Raw genomic sequence first — 15,268 nt, 5'->3', positions numbered from 1 at the left:
CTTAACCTTTCACTGCGCCGGAGAGGAATCCCTCGGTCACCTGACGTTGCAACAAGATGAACAGGAGCACGACCGGCAAGATTGTAATGAGCGCCCCGGCCGCCAATGGTCCGATGTCGACGGACCGACCGCCGACGAAAAGATACAGTCCCGTGGTCAGCGGGCGGTATTCGCCGCTGGGCAGGTAGAGGAGGGGGACGAGAAAGTTGTTCCAGTTCTGCAGGAACGTGAAGACTGTCAGGGTTCCGATCCCCGGGGTGGCCAGCGGCAACATCACTTGCGCGAAGATGCGTGCCTCGGAAGCGCCGTCGATGCGGGCAGCCTGCTCGAGCTCATCAGGCAGGTCAGAGAAGAATGCGCGCATGAAAAAGGCGCCGAAGGCGAGCCCGGTCGTGCTGAGCACAAGGATCGTGCCGACGAGAGTGTCGAGCATTCCCATGGTGCGGAGCTGAAAGTACAGCGGAATCATGTAGGCGAAGAACGGCACGAGCAAGCCGAGCACCACCGCGTAGAACAGGATGTTTCGACCGGGGAACGGCAACCGGGCGAACGTGTATCCCGCCATGGTGGAGAGCACGACTGTGATCACGGTGCTCGGGATCGTGAGGAGCACGCTGTCGAGCAGGTGTGAGCCGAACTCACCGACGGTCCAGGCTTGCACGATGTTCTCGAACGAGAACGACGAGAAGAGGCCGAACGGATTGACCTTAACATCCTGCTCGGTTTTGAGCGCGGTGGAGAGGATGAGGATCACCGGGAACAACGACAGGAGCGAAAGCACAACGAGCAGCAGGTGGTGCGAGGCGCGAATCGCGCGTCGGCGGGGCGAGAGGCGGATCCTCGAAATACTCATACGGACTCCTGCAACGAGAGCCTACGCTGCAGGCGATTGAGTGCCACGGCGAAGGGAATGGCGAGCACGGTGATGACGAGCGCGAGCGCCGTGCCGTAACTGATGCGGTTGAGCTGAAAGGCATTGCTGTAGGCATAGGTGCCCAGAACTTCCGTCGCGTTCGATGGGCCGCCACCGGTCATGATGAAAACGATGTCGAAGACACTGAATCCGCCGACGAGCGTCAGCGTGACGATCATCAGGAATACGGGCATGATTTGCGGGAGAACGATGTACCAGACGCGCTGTAGCGAGTTGGCACCGTCCATGCGTGCTGCATCGAGCAACTCCGCATCGACGTTGCGCAACGATGATAGCAGCACGACGAAGACGAACCCTGTCGTCGCCCAGACGGCAGTCACAAGGACTGCATACAGGGCGGTGTTCGGGTTGCCGAGCCACCCTGTCGCGAGTGCATCGAGCCCGACCGATCGAAGCAGCTGGTTGAGCCAGCCACGCATCGGATCGTAGATCCAGCCCCACACCACCCCGGCCGCAACGGCGGGGAGGATGTACGGAATGAAGAGCGCGACGCGGTACAGCGTGCTCGCCCGGCGCACCGTCCACATCAGCAGGGCCAGCGCAAGTCCGATGACCACCGGTGCTGCCGTGCCGAGAACGATCCAGATGATGTTGTTCATGAACGCTGGGCCGAGTGCGGGATCGGTGGCGAGTTCGACGAAGTTTCCGAGGCCCACGAACGCCGGCGAGGGGTCGACTCCGTTGTAGTCGAGCATCGAGTAGTAGATGGCGTTACCGAGGGGGAAGAGGAAAAAGACGGTTACGAGCACGAGCAGCGGTGCCACAAGGGCGACGCCCAGGCGGGCCTGCGCTCGCCTGGTGACGCGGGGTGCTGAGTGACTTCTGGTCGGTGGATTCATCGTTCTGTTCTGTCTCTTCCCCCTCACGTTCGTTAGTTTCGTGCCGCTGCTTCGAGTTCCTCGGCGACCTGCTCGGGAGTTTTCTGCCCGGTGAAGAGTGCCTGGAATCCGTCGTACATGGTCTGGTTGAAGAGATCACTGGCGACCACGTCAATGTTCGTTCCCAGGTCACTGCTGCCTGCGGCGAAGGTCGCGGTGTCTTCGATCACCTGGGCGAGCAGCGGCAAAACTTCGAGATCCTTGGTGTCGATCGGGAACGCAGGGATGGTTCCGAGACTTTCCACCGCCCACTGGCCGTGCTCCTCCGAGACCAGGAAGTCCACAAATTTGATGGCCGCCTCCGGGTTGTCGGTGTTTGCGGACACGAGTGGACCTGACCCCAGGCCAGCCGTGAAGATTCCAGCGCCGTCTTCGCTCGGGAACGGGATGTAGCCGACCTCGAAGTCGGTGTTGGCCTCGACCTCCGGGATAAACCAGCTACCGGTCGGCAACATGGCCGCCTCTCCGGAGTAGAACAGTGCGGCACCGCCGTCGTAGGAGATTGCAGTGGGGAACTCCGGCAGGTAGCCCGCGTCGTTGAAGCCGGCCCAGAGCGCCAGCGATTCGACTACCTCGGGCGACGTCCATGAAGCCTCACCGTCGATCAGGTCGGCGACACCCTGAGAACCCACTCGGCTCGCGAGCGTCATGCTCAGCAAGTGACCTGCCTGCCAGCCTTCCTGGTCACTCACCGCGAAGGGGATGACTCCGGACTGCTTGATGTTGGCGGCTGCAGCTTCGAGGTCGCCAAGGTTTTCGGGCTGGTCGATGCCGAGGTCATCGAAGATCGTTTTGTTGTAATACACCCCGACGGTTTCGATGTCGCCGGGAACTCCGATTATTCTGCCATCGACGGTGACGCGGTCCTTCGCGAAGTCGTAGATCTGCCAGTCGTTCTTCTCGTAGCTCTCCGTCAGGTCATACAGGAGCCCCGCGTCGGCGAGGCTGCCGGCGAAGGTCGGACCCGAGCCCCAGTTGAAAACATCGGGCCCGTCACCCGACTGCAGTTGAGTCTGAAGAACAGTGCGCATCGTGTCGAAGGGCATCGCATCGATTTCGACGAGGATGCCGGGGTTTCGCTCCTCGAACTTCGCGACTCGGGCCTCGATCATCGGCAAGAACTCCGGGTCCTCCTGCTGCTCGACCAGGTAGCGGAGGGTGCCGTCGCCCTCACCCGAAGAGGCAGTCGAGCTAGCCGGTGTGCATCCGCTGAGCAGCAGCGCGAGTGCGCCGAGGCCTGCGACAGCGGCGAGTGAATGTCGAGATGTCATTGTTATCCTTCGGATGTTGCAAGCGGGGGCGAACGGATGTTCGATTGCCCGGGCAACCTGCGCCGATAGTTTTGATGAGAAACTATAGTTGCCGGTTCAGGCTCTACATTGTGACTTAATTCTTCCCGGATCGGGGAGATTTGACATTAACGGGGGATGAATAGTTCTGCACTAAAACTATTTGATAGCCGGCGAACCCTTTTCGCAGTATCCCCGCACCCCCCTCGCCGTCGAGATTCACTGCCCCTGAGTCCCGCCTCAGCCGGAGTTCTGCTCTCGATCCAGCAACCCGCGCGATTCTGAAAACGGCAGCAGCGGCATCCGCTCGGCGCAGTCGGATGACGCCACCTGGTTCGATGAATCCACCATCGAACTGGGACTGCTCGCGGTGCCGGGCGGCGACATTAGCGATGCCGTGGCCAGCGCCCGGGAATTTCTCGCAATCATCGAGCCGGGTGGCGCATCGGAACCCGGACCCTTGCTCTCAACCCGGCTCTTCCTCGAGGCGATCACCTGGTCGATGGTGATCCTATCGATCGTGATCCGGCTGTTCGCGCTCTGTGGCGACCGAGCTGAGTGACAGACTATTTTTCGGCCGGTACCTCCACGTAGCGCGGACTCTTCGGGTTCATGACGGAGTTCCGACGACCGTAGGCGAAGTAAATGACCAAGCCGATCACGAGCCAGATGGCGAAGCGCAGCCAGGTTTCCCAGTGCAGTTGGGTGATCAGAAAGAAGGATGCCAGCACACCGAAGGCGGGGACTATCGGCATGAATGGCAGCCGGAAGGTGCGCGGAACATCGGGCCGGGTGCGGCGCAGCACGATGACGGCAATGCAGACCACAACGAACGCCGCCAGGATGCCGATATTGGTCAGATCCGCGATCAGACGAATCGGGAAGACTCCGGCCAGAAGTGCGGAGGCGATGCCCGCAATCCAGGTGACGCGTTGCGGGGTGCCCTTCTTGTCGGTGCCCGAGAACCATTTGGGTAGCAGACCATCACGGCTCATTGAGAACCAGACCCGGCTGACGCCGAGCAAGAAGGTGAGCATCACGGTGAGGATGGAGACGACGGCAAAGGCCGAGAGGATGGTGGCGATCACCGGCAGACCCACCGACTGGAAGGCGACGGCGAACGCGGCCGTCGGGTCGATGTCCTGCCAGTTCTGCATGCCTGTGAGTACGAGGGTAGCCAGCACGTACAGCACCATGGCAATGGCCAGGGAAAGCAGAATCGCCTTCGGCATGTGCTTCTTGCCGTCCTTGGCCTCCTCGGCCGCGGTGCTCATGGCGTCGTAGCCGAACACCGCAAAGAACACCGTGGCCGCGCCGGTGAAGACGGCGCCGAATCCATTGGGGAGGAACGGGATGTAATTCTGGGTGTTGATGTAGAAAAAGCCGAGCACGATGATGGCCAGAATCAGCAGCACCTTCAGGCCAACCGCGACGAGTTCGAAGCGGCCGAAAGTCTGGGTGCCGCGGCTGAGGATGAACGTGACGAGCAGACAGACGATGATCGCCGGCAGGTTGATCAGTCCGCCGTCGAGGGTGTCGGCCGTGCCCTGCATCCAGATCGGCACCTGCACGCCAACCCCGGACATGAATTCGGTGAAATAGCCCGAGATACCGATGGCCACCACGGCCACGATGGCAATGTATTCCAGCAAAAGGTCCCAACCGATGAACCAACCCACGATTTCGCCGAGGGCGACATAACCGTACGTGTAGGCCGACCCTGCGCGCGGGATCATTCCCGCGAACTCGGCATAAGACAGGGCGGCGGCGGCGCTGGCCAGGCCAGCGATAAGAAACGAGATGAGTACGGCGGGGCCGGCGCCCTCGCCGTCGGGGCCGCCGTTGGCGACCAGGCCGGCCAGGGTGAAAATGCCGATGCCGATGATGCCACCGACGCCGATCGCGGTGAGCTGCCAGAGTCCGAGGCTCTTGAACAGTCCGTTCTTCTTGGATTCATCGCCGACATCGTTGATGGGCTTTCGCCGCAAGACAGAGTGGGGATTCTGAGCGGACATGACGCCTCCATTGGCTAATCGGCCTGTCCCCGGCTCGCGGGGCACGAAAATAACCTATACCTTCGGTTTGCCGGGGACGAGGCGGCCTGGCAGCCGATCTAGCAGCAGCGTCCCTGCGGGTTCGCATCCTGACGGTCGGTCTGGTCGCGCCAGAATTCCCGCTCAGTCATAAGCGGATGCGGTGCCGCGCCGTCAGTACCGTCAGCAGCACCGGCCGCATGCAGCGCCGCGTGGTGCGCCACATATTTCTCGTAGGCATCCTCGCCGAGGATCCCCTTGAGGTACCAAACCACCCCGCGGGCGCCCTTGCGGACGCCCGCCAGCAGGGTCATCAGTGACCCTTGATTTTGATCTTCTTGTGCACCGGCAGGGCATCCCACTCGGCCTGCAGCACCTTCTCGGGCGGGGTCATGATGAATCCAGCCGGGGCGTAGGTCTGCGACTGCACGGCGTCATCTTCACTCGTCGCACTGGAGTTCTTGCGGTACGCGTTCCAAGTGGCCTGAAGAGCCGTGAGAATCACGATGATCGCGAGCACCACGAACACGATCGACAGCACGCCCTGCACCATCGTGTTGCGCACGACAGCTTCCATGGCTTCGACGCTCGGTGCGGTGCCAAAGCTCGTCTCGCCAGCGGCGAGGGCCTCGGAGAATGCGCGGTTCTGCGCGAAGTAACCGATGCCCGGGGTGGTCGAGAAGATCTTCAGGAACGACGCCGAAATCGTGACGACGGCAGCGAATCCGAGCGGAAGCGCCACGACCCAGAGGTATCTGAACAGTCCACGCTTGGCGACGATGGCCATGCACACGGCCAGCGCGATCGCCGCAAGCAGCTGGTTGGCGATTCCGAACAGCGGGAACAGCGTGTTGATGCCGCCGAGCGGATCGGTCACCCCCATCAGCAGCACTGCACCCCAGGCGGCGACCATGATGGCCGTGGCGGCCCAGGCGCCAGGACGCCAGGAGGTGTTCTTGAACTTCGGGAAGAAGTTGCCGAGGCTGTCCTGCAGCATGAAGCGGGCGACGCGGGTGCCGGCATCCACTGCGGTGAGAATGAAGAGTGCTTCGAACATGATGGCGAAGTGATACCAGAAGCTCATCATTGACGTGCCACCGACGAGCTGCTGCATGATGTGCGAGAGGCCGACGGCGAGCGTCGGCGCGCCGCCGGTGCGGGAAACGATCGACTCCTCGCCGACGTTGGTCGCCATGTCGGTCAGCATGTCGGGCGTGAGGTTGACGCCGGTCAGGCCGAGGCTGTTCACGAAGGCGACCGCACCCTGCACGGTGCCGCCAGTGAGGGCGGGCGAGGAGTTCATGGCGAAGTAGATGCCGCGGTCGATCGACAGCGCGGCGACGAGGGCCATGATCGCGACGAGCGACTCCATAAGCATGCCGCCGTAACCGATGAAGCGGGTCTGGCGTTCCTTCTGAATGAGCTTCGGCGTGGTTCCCGAGGCGATGAGCGCGTGAAAACCCGACAGGGCGCCGCAGGCGATCGTGACGAACAGGAAGGGGAACAGCGTTCCGGCGACGACCGGACCGGTGCCGCTCGATGCGAATTCGCTCACGGCCGGCACGCTGATTTCGGGACGGATGATGACGATCGCCACGGCGAGCATGCCGATCGTGCCGATCTTCATGAAGGTCGACAGGTAGTCGCGCGGGGCGAGCAGCAGCCAGACCGGCAGGATAGCGGCGATAAAGCCGTAGAGGATGATGCCCCAGGCGATGGTCACCTTGTCGAGCAGCAGGTAGGTCTGACCCCAGTCGGTGCCAGCCACCACGCCGCCGCCGATGATGGCGGCGATGAGCAGCACGAAGCCGATGATGGATATTTCGGTGATCTTGCCCGGGCGGAAGAAGCGCAGGTAGCAGCCCATGAACAGCGCGATCGGGATGGTCATGCCGACCGAGAAGACGCCCCACGGGCTTTCGGCGAGGGCGTTCGTCACCACGAGGGCGAGGATCGCCACGATGATGACCATGATCACGAGGGTCGCGATGAGGGCGGCGGTGCCGCCGATCACACCGAGTTCGTCGCGGGCCATCTGGCCGAGCGAACGACCGCCGCGGCGCATGCTGAAGTGCAGAATCAGGTAATCCTGTACCGCGCCGGCGAGAACGACGCCGACAATGATCCAGATAGTGCCGGGCAGGTAGCCCATCTGCGCGGCCAGAACGGGGCCGACCAAGGGGCCGGCGCCGGCGATGGCAGCGAAATGGTGGCCGAACAGCACGCGACGGTCGGTCGCGGCGAAGTCCTTGCCATCGGCCTTGTACTCGGCCGGGGTGGCGCGACGGTCATCCGGGCGAATGATGTGCTTCTCGATGAACTTCGAGTAAAAACGATAGCCAATGAGATAGGTGCAGATCGCGGCGAACACGAACCAGATCGCGTTGACGGTTTCACCGCGCACGACGGCGAGCATGACCCAGCTGAGGCCACCGAGCAGTGAAATAGCTGACCAGATCGCAATTTTTAGGGGCGTCCAGTGGCGATCGTGGGCGTCAAGTTCCTCTGGATCCAGAGCGACCGCGAGGTCGTGCGGAATCCGTTTCAGAGCGGTCGGTGATTCGGTCGTGTTGGACGCGGCGCCCATTTCTCCTCCTTGAGCCAAGGCAAATCCTGTGAATCTGCCTACTAACGTTACCTCCGCGCGAGAAAGGCTCCGAACCAGAGCGGGAACTCGGGTCGGATCGAGCGCGTAAAATGGATAACCGGGCATTCGCTCGCATTCTGCGCCTTCGACCATTGGAGCCACCGTGGCCGCACCCACTCATCTTGATTCCGTCATCGCCCTCGCCCGCCACCGCGGCTTCGTTTTTCAGGCCGGCGAGATCTACGGCGGTTCCCGCTCCGCCTGGGACTACGGACCCCTCGGCGTTGAGCTTAAGGAAAACATCAAGAAGCAGTGGTGGCGTTCGATGGTCACCAGCCGAGACGACGTCGTCGGCCTCGACTCCTCCGTGATTTTGCCTCGCCAGGTCTGGGAAGCATCCGGTCACGTCGAGGTTTTCAGCGACCCGCTGATCGAGTGCACGAGCTGCCACAAGCGTTTTCGCGCCGACCACCTCGAAGAGCAATATGAGGAGAAGAAGGGCCGCCCGCCCGAAAACGGCCTCGACGACATTGCCTGCCCGAACTGCGGCAATCGTCACATCTGGACCGAGCCGCGTGCCTTCTCCGGCCTGCTCAAGACCTACCTTGGCCCGGTCGATGACGAGGCCGGTATGCACTACCTGCGCCCCGAAACCGCGCAGGGCATCTTCGTGAACTTCGCCAACGTGCTGCAGGCGTCGCGCTCCAAGCCTCCGTTCGGCATCGGCCAGATCGGCAAGAGCTTTCGTAACGAGATCACCCCCGGGAACTTCATCTTTCGCACCCGCGAGTTCGAGCAGATGGAGATGGAATTCTTCGTCGAGCCCGGTACGGACGAGACCTGGCACCAGTACTGGATCGACACCCGCATGAAGTGGTACACCGACCTCGGAATCAACCCCGAAAACCTGCGCCTGTTCGAGCACCCGGCCGAGAAGCTCTCGCACTACTCCAAGCGCACCGTCGATATCGAATACCGCTTCGGCTTCACCGGCACCGAGTTCGGTGAACTCGAGGGCGTGGCGAACCGCGGCGACTTCGACCTGTCGACGCACGCCAAGGCATCCGGTAAAGACCTCTCCTACTTCGACCAGACCAAAAACGAGCGTTGGACGCCCTGGGTGATCGAGCCCGCGGCCGGCCTGACCCGCTCGCTCATGGCCTTCCTGGTCGATGCGTATGTCGAAGAAGAGGTTCCGAACAATAAGGGCGGCGTCGACAAGCGCACCGTGCTCAAGCTTGACCCGCGCCTGTCGCCGGTCAAGGCCGCCATCCTGCCGCTGTCGCGCAACGAGAAGCTCTCCCCGATGGCGCGCGAGCTCGCCGCGAGCCTGCGCCAGCTCTGGAACGTCGACTTCGACGACGCCGGCGCCATCGGCCGTCGCTACCGTCGCCAGGACGAGATCGGCACCCCGTTCTGCATCACGGTCGACTTCGACTCGCTCGACGACCAGGCCGTCACCGTACGCGACCGCGACACCATGGCGCAGGAGCGCGTGCCGCTCGCCGAGCTCGAGGCCTACCTCGCCGTGCGCCTCCGCGGCGCGTAACGTTCAACCAACGGATGCCGCGACTCGGTCTCGAAAACCGCGCCGCGGGCATCCGTCGGGCAGACTGTAGAGCATGAAAGCGGTCTATTTCGAAGAATTCGGCGTGCTTCCGGTGCTGCGCGAGGTGCCAGAGCCGCTGATAAGTGCGGCGGGCGTGATCGTGCGGGTCGAGGCGACCGGACTCTGCCGCAGCGACTGGCACGGCTGGCTCGGCCAAGACGCCGACATTGCGCTGCCGCACGTTCCCGGCCACGAACTGGTCGGCGTGATCGACGTTGTCGGGCCGCTCGTGCGCCGATTTCGGGTTGGTCAGCGCGTGACGGTGCCGTTCGTCTGCGCCTGCGGCGAGTGCCCGGAGTGCGACGCCGGCAACGGACAGGTCTGTCGCAACCAGACCCAGCCCGGATTCACCCACTGGGGTTCCTACGCCGAGCGGGTCGCGCTGCACAACGCCGACGTGAACCTCATCGCCATCCCCGATGACCTCGACGCCGGCGCTGCCGCGATGCTCGGCTGCCGGTTCGCCACCTCGTACCGCGGACTCGTGCACCAGGCACGGCTGCAGGCGGGCGAAACCCTTGTGGTCGTCGGCTGCGGTGGAGTCGGCCTAAGCGCGGTCATGATTGGGCAGGCGCTCGGCGCCATCGTCATCGCCGTCGACATCAATTCCGACGCGCTCGAGGCGGCGAGCCGGGTGGGAGCTGCTCACGTCGTCAACTCGGCCGAACTGCCCGACGACGAGGTGGTCGAGCGCATTCGGGCGCTCGCATCAGGGGGTGCAGACGTGAGTCTCGAGGCGCTCGGCCGGGAGAATACGGTGGCCATCGGAATCCGTTCCCTGGCAACGCGTGGGCGGCACGTGCAGATCGGCCTGCTGGCGGACGACCCGCGGATACCGCTCGGCACGGTGATTGCGCGGGAACTGACTGTACTCGGCAGCCATGGCATGCCCGCCCACGACTATCCGGCGCTGCTGGACCTTGTGCTGAGCGGCGGGTTGCGCCCTCAGGACCTGATCAGCCGCCGAATCACCCTCGCCGAAGCGCCGGCGGCACTCGCCGCCATGTCCACGCCCGGTGCGGCCGCCGGAGTCACCCTGATCGAGGTGACCCGGCCGATCTGACCCTCGAGAATTGCCTCGTTTGGCCCCCTGAGACCGCAGCGCCTGGCCCGTCGGTATCAGCAGGCGGCGCTGAACGGATGCTCAGGGCTGGCCGACACCGTCGGCCGTTCGGAAAAGCTAGGAGGCGATTGCGCCGGCATCCGCTGCGCCGGTGGCGGGTAGCGTCACGTCGATGCCGAACAGGGCGTCGAGGCCCCCGAGGTAGGCGTCTTGCTCGCCGGCGCGGGCGAGCTCGCGGGCCCGCACCATGGGAGTGTGCAGCAGCACGCCGGCCAGGTGGCGCAGGGCCGACTCGGTCGCCTCGCTCGAATCGCCGCGGCTGCGGGCCCGGGCGATTTCGGCGTCGCGCAGCTCGAACACGTAGCTGCGTAGCGCCACCACGGCCGGGGTGAGGCTCTGCTCTTCGGCAACGTCGGAGAACTTGCGGGCCGCCTTGCCGACGATTTCCCGGGCTTCGGTCGTGGCGTTGAGCTCTTCGAGCGGGGCGTGGATGCTGATGGTTTCAAGGTCGAGCAGCTCGACGCCGGGTACCAGGGTCACGTCGGGGGCGACGTTGCGGGGCAGGCCTAGGTCGATGATGAGCTGCGGCGGCGCCTCTGGACCGGCGTCGGCCGGGCAGATGCGGGTCGGAGCGTCGGCGGTGGCGCCCGAAATGGCGAACGGATCAATGCCGATCTCGGCGCGGCCACGACTGATCAAGGCCGCATCGATCACGTGGTCATCGCGCAGGGTGCAGGTGACGACAACGTCGGCACGCGCCACCTCGGCAGCGAAATCCGCAGCGGGAACGGCTTCGATGCCGTGCGAGGTCGCGAATCCAACGGCGCGCCCGGACGGCGAGTAGACGCGAACGTTCTCGGCTCCGCGGTCGCGCAGGGCGGCGAGCGAGGCGCCGGCGTAGCGGCCGGTACCGACGAGCAGCACGCGGGCACTCGACCAGTCGCTGACCCGGCTTTCGGCCAGTTCGAGGGCGAGGCGCACGATCGAGCGGCCGGCCGAGCCGATGCCGGTGCGATTCTTGACGCCGCGAGAAGTTTGGGAGGCGCGCTGAAACAGACGCTCAAGTTCGGGGCTCGTGGTGCCATCGGCGCGAGCCTGTTCCAGTGCGCGCCGCACCTGGCCGGCGATCTCGACCTCGCCGACGACGACCGATTCGAGGCCGCTGGTCACGGCGAACAGGTGCTCGGCAACGCCATTACCGTGCACGAGGGTGAGATTGTCACGCAGGGTGTCTTCGGCGACGCCGGTGCTCGCGCTCACGGCTTCGATCGCCGCGTACACGGCGGGCAGCGGCGACACGCCGTAGGGTTCATCGAGATCGAGGTAGGCCTCGAAGCGGTTGCAGGTCGCGACGACGACGGCACCGCTGAGCCGACCGTGCTGCTCGACCATGCGGGTGGCCGCAACGCTTCCGCCGACAGACAATTTCTCCAGCACATCGAAGGTGGAGTTTTTGTGACTGGCCGACAGAAGAATGAGCACTAGCCAATTCTACGACTTATTGCTGTACGCTTCCGGCGCGCATCGTCAGGGATGTTTGAGAGGATGGGGGGGATGATCCTCGACGCGCAGCATCCACTCTCCTCCGGCCTCACCGCCGACTCCCGCCTGATTCAGGCCTATCAGGGCGTTCGACCCGACGTGACCCCGGTGTGGTTCATGCGCCAGGCCGGGCGATCACTGCCCGAATACCGTGAACTGCGCGTCGGTACGCGCATGCTCGACGTGTGCCTCGACCCCGAACTGGCGAGCGAAATCTCGCTGCAGCCGGTGCGGCGCCACAACGTCGACGCCGGAATCTTCTTCAGCGACATCGTCGTTCCACTCAAGCTCGTCGGTGTCGATGTTACGATTGTGGCCGGCAAGGGCCCGGTGCTCGGCAAGGCCGTGCGCACGTCAGCGGATGTCGACGAGCTCACCGCCCTGGATCCCGCGATTCTCGATGAGGCTCTCGCGCCGATTCGCGACGCCGTGGGCCGCGCGGTGTCCCAGCTCGGATCGACCCCGCTGATCGGTTTCGCCGGCGCGCCATTCACCCTGGCCGCGTACCTGGTCGAGGGCGGTCCGTCGAAGGATCACATCCACGCCCGCACGCTCATGCACGCCGAGCCCGAAGCGTGGGCGCGGCTCATGGCCTGGACCGCCGATGTCACCGGCCGGTTCCTGCGCGCCCAGGTGCTCGCCGGCGCGAGCGCTGCCCAACTGTTTGACTCGTGGGCCGGAGCCCTGTCACTGGTCGACTATGCGGCATCCGTTGCGCCAGCTTCGGCGGCAGCGATCGCGCACGTGCGCGACCTCAGCTACAGCGTCAACGGCGCTGATCGCAATGTACCGATCGTGCATTTCGGCGTGGGCACCGGCGAACTGCTGAAGGAAATGCACAATATCGGCGCCGACGTCGTGGGCGTCGACTACCGGGTGCCGCTCGATGAGGCCAACCGCCGACTCGGCGGAGCTGTTCCGGTACAGGGAAACGTCGACCCGGCCCTGCTGACGGCGCCGTGGCCCGTGCTCGAAGCGCACGTGCGCGACGTCCTCGAACGCGGACGCAGCGCACCCTCGCACGTGCTCAACCTCGGCCACGGCGTTCCGCCCGACACCGACCCCGACGTGCTCACCCGCCTGGTCAGCCTCGTGCACGACGTCAGCGCGGCCGAGTAGGAGCCAGCATGACCAGACCAATCGACGTTGTCGTCATCGGCGGGGGAGTGGCCGGCCTGGTCGCCGCCCGCGAATGCGCCCAGGTCGGCCTGGCCGTGACCGTCATCGAGACAACGGATGCCGTCGGCGGTCCGGTCGCCGGCCACGTTCTCGACGGGCTCACCCTCGACAGCGGCGCCGAGAGCTTCGCTGTGCGCGGAGGCACGGTCGCGTCATTCATCGAGGATCTCGGCCTCACCGACCAGGTCGTGGCCCCCAATGTCGCCGGGGCCTGGCTGCACTTGCCGGCCCTCAAGCAAGCGGATGCCGCGATGAGCGTTCCGCTCCCCAAGGCCGGCGTTCTAGGAATCCCCGGTTCACCGCTATCCGACGACGTGCGCCGCGTCATTGGCTGGAAAGGGTCGCTGCGCGCTTACGCCGACCGACTCATGCCCGTGCTCACGATCGGCCGCGAGCACAGCCTCGGTGACCTCGTGAAGAAGCGCATGGGCCAGCGCGTGCTCGACCGGCTGGTGGAACCCGTCGCGTCCGGCGTCTACACGACGAGCGCCGTCGACCTCGAGATCGATGTGGTCGCCCCCGGACTCAACCGTGCCCTCACCACGGCCGGCTCCCTCTCCGGCGCGGTCTCGGCCCTGCGTGCTGGCGCCCCGGCCGGGTCCAACGTCGGCGGCCTGCTCGGCGGAATGGCCAGCCTGCCCGCCGCGATCGTGGCCGCCCTGCAACGCCACGACGTGGCGATTCTGACCGGAACCACGGCCACAGCGCTGGCCCGCTCGGGCACAGACGACGCGCCGACCTGGTCCGTCACCGTCACCCGGCAAGCGGATGCCGCCCCGACCGACCCCGCTGCCGAGCGAACCACCAGCACCCTCACCGCCCGTTACCTCATCATCGCGACCCAGGGCGCGCAGGCACTGCGCCTGGTCAACCCGCTCGGTGACCAGTTCGACGCCCTCGCCGAGCTCGACTGGCCAGCACCGACTGCCGTCACTCTCACCACGCTTGTGCTCGATGCGCCAGCCCTCGACGCGCACCCACGCGGCACCGGCGTGCTCGTCTCGGCCGATGCCCCCGACGTCACCGCAAAAGCGCTCACCCACGTCACGGCGAAGTGGGCCTGGGTCGCCGAAGCGGCCGGCCCCGGCCGCCACGTCGTGCGGCTGTCTTACGGCCGTGCCGGCCAGCCCAACCCGACCGACGACCTGAGCGACAAGGAGCTGCAGGCCCTCGCCCTGCACGACGCGAGCGCCCTGCTCGGTGTGCCACTGGCAGCGGCCGCGGTGCGCGCTTTCGCCCGCACCGAGTGGCGCGACGCCCTGTCGCCGGCCACCCTCGGTGCTCCGGAACGCGCGCAGCAGGTGCGCGAGGCCGTCGCCGCGACCCCCGCAATCGAGATCACCGGTGCCTGGCTGGCCGGAACCGGCCTCGCCTCGGTCATCCCACACGCACTCGAGGCCGGCGACCGCATCCGCCACGCCGCCCTCGGCCTGACCATCACCGGGCCGGACGAGTAGTCCCGGTACCGAACCGCGGTGATCCTCGTCTTGAACCGCGAATGCGGCCCGATTCGCCGGATTCTCCGAAGTTATGCACGGGCCCCCGAACGGTGGGCGCGCGGGTGCCCCAAACTGTGCACTTCCTGTATTGATACGAGCACTACGAGACATACCCGGGCATCACCCGAGATCGAAACGGCGAACCGGGTTACTCTGGGGAGACCTTACGAAAGTGGAGACTCAATGCGCGGAAAGCTTCTGTTCATCACGGGCGGACTCGTTGGCTATGTGCTCGGTGCACGCGCCGGCCGCAAACGTTACGACCAGATCGCCGCCGCCGCCAATGACCTCTGGAACGCCAAACCTGTGCAACGCCGGGTGACCGAGGTGCGCGACGCCGCGCTCGAACTCGTCGGCGACGTTCCCGTGACCCTGTACAACGCCGGCAAGAAGGCCGTCACGCAGGCTGTCGCCAAAAAGAAGAGGAACAAGACGGCGGCTGCTCAGACCTCGACAACGTCAGCGAAAGCGGATGCCGCCGCCCCCGCAACCACGGCCAGCACCACGACGAGCCGCACGGCCGCCGCGAAGCCGAAGGCGACCGAGAAGCCGACGCCGACGGCCAAGGCCAAGCCGGCGGCTGACGACGCCCAGTAGCTCGTAGAATTCGGACACCCGTTACATCGCCGGGCGCGACACCCCGACGACACCCGAA

At 65.0% G+C, this 15,268-nt stretch carries 12 protein-coding genes; 5 read left to right on the top strand and 7 right to left on the bottom strand.

Translation table 11 applies throughout. From position 1 onward, the window contains the following. Position 1: 1 nt before the first annotated feature. From E3T41_RS05745 to E3T41_RS05720, 6 genes are all read right to left on the bottom strand, one after another. Complete coding sequence (locus E3T41_RS05745) at positions 2-853, bottom strand: carbohydrate ABC transporter permease (protein WP_134477693.1); 852 nt, start codon at positions 851-853, stop codon at positions 2-4. Further along, positions 850-1,773, bottom strand: a complete 924-nt coding sequence (locus E3T41_RS05740; protein ID WP_092448125.1) for a carbohydrate ABC transporter permease — start codon at positions 1,771-1,773, stop codon at positions 850-852. The genes E3T41_RS05745 and E3T41_RS05740 overlap by 4 nt, the downstream gene beginning before the upstream one ends. A 32-nt stretch (positions 1,774-1,805) precedes the next feature. Further along, the gene (locus tag E3T41_RS05735; RefSeq protein ID WP_092448126.1) at positions 1,806-3,083 is read right to left on the bottom strand and encodes an extracellular solute-binding protein; all 1,278 of its coding nucleotides are present in this window, start codon (positions 3,081-3,083) and stop codon (positions 1,806-1,808) included. A 584-nt stretch (positions 3,084-3,667) separates the two neighbouring features. Next, positions 3,668-5,116, bottom strand: a complete 1,449-nt coding sequence (locus tag E3T41_RS05730; protein WP_134477691.1) for an amino acid permease — start codon at positions 5,114-5,116, stop codon at positions 3,668-3,670. 98 nt (positions 5,117-5,214) lie between these two features. Continuing rightward, positions 5,215-5,448 carry a YbdD/YjiX family protein gene (locus E3T41_RS05725; protein WP_134477689.1) on the bottom strand — a complete coding sequence of 78 codons (234 nt, stop codon included), beginning with the start codon at positions 5,446-5,448 and terminating at the stop codon, positions 5,215-5,217. Beyond that, entirely contained in the window at positions 5,448-7,721 is a 2,274-nt protein-coding gene (locus tag E3T41_RS05720; RefSeq protein ID WP_092448130.1) for a carbon starvation CstA family protein, read from the bottom strand. The genes E3T41_RS05725 and E3T41_RS05720 overlap by 1 nt, the downstream gene beginning before the upstream one ends. A gap of 163 nt (positions 7,722-7,884) precedes the next feature. Here E3T41_RS05720 and E3T41_RS05715 point away from each other — a divergent pair, with 163 nt between their 5' ends. Next, positions 7,885-9,270 carry a glycine--tRNA ligase gene (locus E3T41_RS05715; protein ID WP_134477687.1) on the top strand — a complete coding sequence of 462 codons (1,386 nt, stop codon included), beginning with the start codon at positions 7,885-7,887 and terminating at the stop codon, positions 9,268-9,270. A gap of 73 nt (positions 9,271-9,343) precedes the next feature. Further along, positions 9,344-10,393, top strand: a complete 1,050-nt coding sequence (locus E3T41_RS05710; protein WP_134477685.1) for an alcohol dehydrogenase catalytic domain-containing protein — start codon at positions 9,344-9,346, stop codon at positions 10,391-10,393. A 117-nt stretch (positions 10,394-10,510) separates the two neighbouring features. Here the strand turns inward: E3T41_RS05710 and E3T41_RS05705 are convergent, their stop codons facing one another. Next, a complete protein-coding gene (locus E3T41_RS05705) occupies positions 10,511-11,875 on the bottom strand; it encodes a glutamyl-tRNA reductase (RefSeq protein ID WP_134477683.1) in 1,365 nt (454 codons plus the stop codon). Between the two features lie 72 nt (positions 11,876-11,947). Here E3T41_RS05705 and hemE point away from each other — a divergent pair, with 72 nt between their 5' ends. From hemE to E3T41_RS05690, 3 genes are all read left to right on the top strand, one after another. After that, positions 11,948-13,054 carry a uroporphyrinogen decarboxylase gene (gene hemE, locus E3T41_RS05700; protein WP_092448134.1) on the top strand — a complete coding sequence of 369 codons (1,107 nt, stop codon included), beginning with the start codon at positions 11,948-11,950 and terminating at the stop codon, positions 13,052-13,054. 8 nt (positions 13,055-13,062) lie between these two features. Then, on the top strand, positions 13,063-14,571 hold the full coding sequence (locus E3T41_RS05695; protein ID WP_092448135.1) for an NAD(P)/FAD-dependent oxidoreductase: 1,509 nt from the start codon (positions 13,063-13,065) through the stop codon (positions 14,569-14,571). A 225-nt stretch (positions 14,572-14,796) separates the two neighbouring features. Beyond that, positions 14,797-15,210 (top strand): hypothetical protein, encoded by a 414-nt coding sequence (locus E3T41_RS05690; RefSeq protein ID WP_104131877.1) that lies wholly within the window; start codon positions 14,797-14,799, stop codon positions 15,208-15,210. Positions 15,211-15,268 lie beyond the last annotated feature (58 nt).

Source organism: Cryobacterium sp. Hh38 (assembly GCF_004403235.1).
GTDB lineage: Bacteria > Actinomycetota > Actinomycetes > Actinomycetales > Microbacteriaceae > Cryobacterium > Cryobacterium levicorallinum.
This window is presented reverse-complemented; position numbering and strand designations above follow the sequence as displayed.